At 68.6% G+C, this 4,538-nt stretch carries 4 protein-coding genes; 3 read left to right on the top strand and 1 reads right to left on the bottom strand.

Annotated elements, in window-relative coordinates; genetic code table 11:
* The 3 genes from VGZ32_RS12420 to VGZ32_RS12410 form a co-directional block, all read left to right on the top strand.
* Positions 1–866, top strand: an 866-nt coding sequence (locus VGZ32_RS12420) for an alpha-glucosidase C-terminal domain-containing protein (RefSeq protein WP_326886119.1), incomplete at its 5' end; no start/stop codon positions are given.
* Between the two features lie 233 nt (positions 867–1,099).
* Positions 1,100–1,810 carry a GntR family transcriptional regulator gene (locus tag VGZ32_RS12415; protein ID WP_349263582.1) on the top strand — a complete coding sequence of 237 codons (711 nt, stop codon included), beginning with the start codon at positions 1,100–1,102 and terminating at the stop codon, positions 1,808–1,810.
* A 37-nt stretch (positions 1,811–1,847) separates the two neighbouring features.
* Complete coding sequence (locus VGZ32_RS12410; RefSeq protein ID WP_326886117.1) at positions 1,848–2,855, top strand: 1-aminocyclopropane-1-carboxylate deaminase; 1,008 nt, start codon at positions 1,848–1,850, stop codon at positions 2,853–2,855.
* Positions 2,856–2,964: 109 nt separating this feature from the next.
* Here the strand turns inward: VGZ32_RS12410 and rox are convergent, their stop codons facing one another.
* Positions 2,965–4,392 carry a rifampin monooxygenase gene (gene rox / locus VGZ32_RS12405; RefSeq protein WP_349263581.1) on the bottom strand — a complete coding sequence of 476 codons (1,428 nt, stop codon included), beginning with the start codon at positions 4,390–4,392 and terminating at the stop codon, positions 2,965–2,967.
* Positions 4,393–4,538: the final 146 nt, after the last annotated feature.

Genomic DNA, 4,538 nt, shown 5'->3' with positions numbered 1-4,538 from the left:
GCCGCGAGTCGCGCTACCCCATCTCCGAGATCATGGCGCAGACCCCGCAGATCCCCACCGGCTGCCAATGGGGCATCTTCCTGCGCAACCACGACGAGCTGACCCTCGAGATGGTCACCGACGAAGACCGCGACTACATGTGGAGCGAGTACGCCAAAGACCCGAGGATGAAGGCCAACGTCGGCATCCGCCGCCGCCTGGCCCCCCTGCTGGAGAACGACCGCCGCCAGATCGAACTGTTCACCGCCCTGTTGCTCTCGCTGCCCGGCTCCCCGGTGCTGTACTACGGCGACGAGATCGGCATGGGCGACAACATCTGGCTCGGCGACCGCGACGGCGTACGCACCCCCATGCAGTGGACCCCCGACCGCAACGCCGGATTCTCGGCAGCAGATCCAGGGCGGCTCTACCTGCCCGTCATCATGGATGCGATCTACGGGTATCAGTCGACGAACGTCGAAGCGCAGATGGCAAGCGGCTCCTCGCTGCTGCACTGGACGAGAAGGCTGCTCGCCGCGCGCAAGCAGCATCCTGCGTTCGGCATGGGCGCATACCGGGAGCTGGCGTCCACCAATCCGAGCGTGCTGGGGTTCGTCAGGGAGTGGACAGAAGACGGCGAGCATCCGGAGGTCGCGCTGTGTGTCATGAACCTGTCCCGCTTCCCCCAGGCGACCGTGTTGGACCTGCGCGAGTATGAGGGGCGGCAGCCCATTGAGATGCTGGGGTCAGTGCGGTTCCCCGAGATCGGTGAGCTTCCCTACCTCCTCACCTTGGGCGGATACGCGTTCTACTGGCTCAACCTGGGCGTGAAGCCGTCTGCGTCTGATGCCGCACATCCGCAGTGGGTCGGCGCTCTCGGCAGCTGACGGGATAGAGGGTTCAGCCCGTCTCAACCACGACCCGCAGCCCAGCGCTCCGGCATGACACAACAGCCATGCCCGCGGCCACGCGGGTGCTGTCACATCCAGGCAGCGATACACCCGACGCACGCCGCAGGGACGGTAACCCGGCGCCCATACCCCTACAACGCGATTTCGCGAGCTGGCCGGTTCCGCTCTCACCATTGACAACGCCCGGCGTGCAGCGTGCAATATATTGCATGCCGGTTCCGCAAGGTCGAGATGTCGTCGCCAGGTCGCTCCTGCGAGAAGACGCCTATCGGGCGATCCGGGACGCCATCGTCGACGGCACCCTCGCTCCGGCAGAGCGCCTGAACGACAACGCTCTGGCGGAATGGCTGGGCGTGAGCCGCACCCCTCTGCGCGAGGCGATTGCCCGGCTCGAGCATGCCGGTCTGGTGATGACGAAGCCCGGCCGATACACGATGGTCAGCCCCTTGGACGTGCGCGCGATGCGTGGCGCGCAGTCGGTGACCGCCGCGATGCACGAGCTTGCCGTCCGGGAATCGCTGCCGCTCCTGTCCGCCGCCGATCTGGACGCCATGCGCGCGGCGAACGCACGCTTCGCAGAAGCCTTACGCGCAGCCGACCCCGACGCGGCGATCGCCGCCGACGACGACTTCCATGGCGTGCCGGTCGCCGCCAGCGCCAACTACGCCATCCGCACCGTGCTCGAGCAGTTCACACCGATGCTGCGCCGTCTGGAGCGACTGCGCTTCTCGTCATTGAGCGGCCGCGATTCGGTCGCCCAGCACGAGCGGATCATCGCGCTGTGCGAGGCGAAAGACGTCGAGGGCGCGGTCGCCGCCACTCGCGCCAACTGGCAGACCCTGCTCCCGCTACTGGACACCGCGTCGCCCTCTCGTCACGCAGCGGACGTAGACGACCAGGTCCCACCGTCCCCGCACTGACAAAAGCCAAGCCGCAGCCTCACCCCGGGGAGTCACCATGTCCCTCGACGACTTCGAGCGCTACCCCCTCTTGTTCGGCCCGAGCCCCGTCCACCCGCTCGACCGGCTCACCGCGCACCTCGGCGGAGCCCGCATCTGGGCCAAACGCGAGGACTGCAACAGCGGCCTCGCCTTCGGCGGCAACAAGACCCGCAAACTCGAGTACCTGGTTCCCGACGCGCTCAAGCAGGGAGCTGACACCCTGGTCAGCATCGGCAGCGTGCAGTCCAACCACACCAGGCAGGTCGCCGCCGTCGCCGCCCGATGCGGGCTGAAGGCGGTGCTGGTCCAGGAAAGCTGGGTGGACTGGCCCGACGCGGTCAACGACAAGGTCGGCAACATCCTGCTCTCCCGGATCATGGGCGCCGACGTGCGGCTGGTCCAGGCAGGCTTCGGCATCGGCTTCAAGGACAGCTGGCAGAACGCCCTCGAAGACGTGCGGTCGGCGGGCGGCACCCCCTACGCGATCCCCGCCGGCGCCTCCGACCATCCGCTCGGCGGCCTCGGCTTCGCCAACTGGGCCGATGAAGTGCGAGAACAAGAACGGCAGCTCGGCGTGTTCTTCGACACGATCGTGGTGTGCAGCGTCACCGGAAGCACCCAGGCCGGCATGATCGTCGGCTTCGCGGGCCAGGACCGGCCGCGCCGCGTGCTGGGCGTCGACGCCTCGGCGAAACGAGCCGAGACCCACGCCCAGGTGGAGAAGATCGCCCGCGCCACCGCACAACTGATCGGCCTGGGCCGGGAGCTGCGCGACGACGAGATCACCGTCCTCGAAGGCTGGGCCGGCGGCTACTACGGCATCCCCGTCAAGTCGACCGTCGACGCGATCCGGCTGACCGCCCGCCTCGAGGGCGTGATCCTCGACCCGGTCTACGAGGGCAAGTCCATGGCCGCCCTGATCGACCTTATCCGCGGCGGCGAGATCCCCAAGGACTCCAACGTCCTTTACGCCCACCTCGGCGGCCAGCCCGCCCTCAACGCCTACAGCGGTGCCTTCCACTGACCGGACCGGCGCCTGCTCGTGAGCTTGGCACCGCTCACTGAACGCTGAGGCATGGCCCTGCCATGGCAGTGGCCAGGCCCGATCCGGACCTGACCGCCGCGCAGCAAGATCAACTGATGGGCGCGCCGAACCACCTGGGCAGGTGGCCGAGCAGGTCCTGCTGATCGTCACCGACCCAGGCCACGTGACCGTCCGGCCGCAGCAGCACGGCGGGCACATCCAGTTCCTCGCTGACATCGACGACGTGGTCGACCCGGTCCGCCCAGCCCGCGACCGAAAGCCGGCCGGTCTGGTCGAGCAGCAGCCCGCGGCCCTCGTGCATCAGCGCGTACAGGCGACCCCGCTTCAACCCCACGTCCCGCATCCGGCGGCCGAGCAACTCGTGCCCCTCGCCGAAGTCGTAGCGGACCCCGATCGCGATGATCTTCTCGGTCAGGTACCGGTTCACCTCCTCGAAGTCCATCAGCTCCGACACCAGCCGCCGCACGGCCTGGGCGCCGGGCGCGGTGGACATCAGCTCTATCTGCGCGCGGGTGTTGTCCAGCACGTCGGCGGCCACCGGGCGGCGTTCGGTCTCATAACTGTCCAGCAGCCCTTCCGGCGCCCAGCCGGCGACCGCGGCGGCCAGCTTCCAGCCGAGGTTGAACGCGTCCTGGACGCCGAGGTTGAGGCCCTGGCCCCCGGTCGGCGGGTGGATGTGCGCCGCGTCGCCCGCCAGGAGCACCCGGCCGACCCGGTAGCGCTCGGCCAGCCGAGTGGCGTCGCCGAAGCGGGAGAGCCAGCGCGGCGAGTGCACGCCGAAGTCGGTGCCGGCGACCGCCTGCAACTGCCGCTTGAACTCCTCCAGCGTCGGCGGGACCGAGCGGTCCTCGGCCACTCCCTCAGCGGGCACTATGACGCGGTACACCCCGTCCCCGAGGGGCATGGCGCCGAACCGCAGCTGGGTCTTGCGGACTTCGGTCATCACGGCGGTCAGTTCGTCCTGCGTCGCGGCCACCGCCATCTCGCCCAGCAGTGTTTCGGTTCTGGATGGTTCGCCGGGAAAGCCGACCCCGAGCAGTTTGCGGACCGTGCTGCGGCCACCGTCGCACCCGACGAGGTAGCGCGAGCGCAGGCGTGTGCCGTCGGACAGTTCGGCGGTCACCTCGTCGTCGTCCTGGCTCAGCCCGACCAGTTCGCATCCGCGCCGGATCTCGGCGCCGGCCTCGACGGCGTGCTCTTCGAGCAGTCGGTCGATGGTGGTCTGCGTGATGCCGAGAACGTAGCCGTGTGCAGTGTCCAGCCGCTCGGGCACCGGCTTGGCGATGCCGGCGAAGAAACCGCGCAGCGGGTACTGCGTGCCGAGCGCCAGGAACCGCTCCAACAGGCCGCGCTGGTCCATCACCTCGATACTGCGCACGTGCAGACCGAGCGCGCGGACGAACTTGGTCGGCTCCGCCTCCTTCTCCAACACGAGCACGCGCAGCCCGTGCAGCCGCAACTCGCCGGCCAGCATGCAGCCGGTCGGTCCGCCGCCGGCCACGATCACGTCGAACATGAAAGCCCCCATGAATCCTGTGACTCCGATCGAGAGAGGCACGCGCACTTCGCGAATCGCTGATTTCCGCAGGTACTGGCCTCGGTCGACGATTGTGCGCCACGACCGGGGCCTTGCCGCAAGACCCCGGTCGTGTTATAAGTTGA

The organism is Actinocrinis sp., from assembly GCF_035938995.1.
GTDB lineage: Bacteria > Actinomycetota > Actinomycetes > Streptomycetales > Catenulisporaceae > DASZGI01.
The sequence above is the reverse complement of the archived record's forward strand: the minus strand, read 5'-3'. Positions and strand labels throughout refer to the sequence as shown.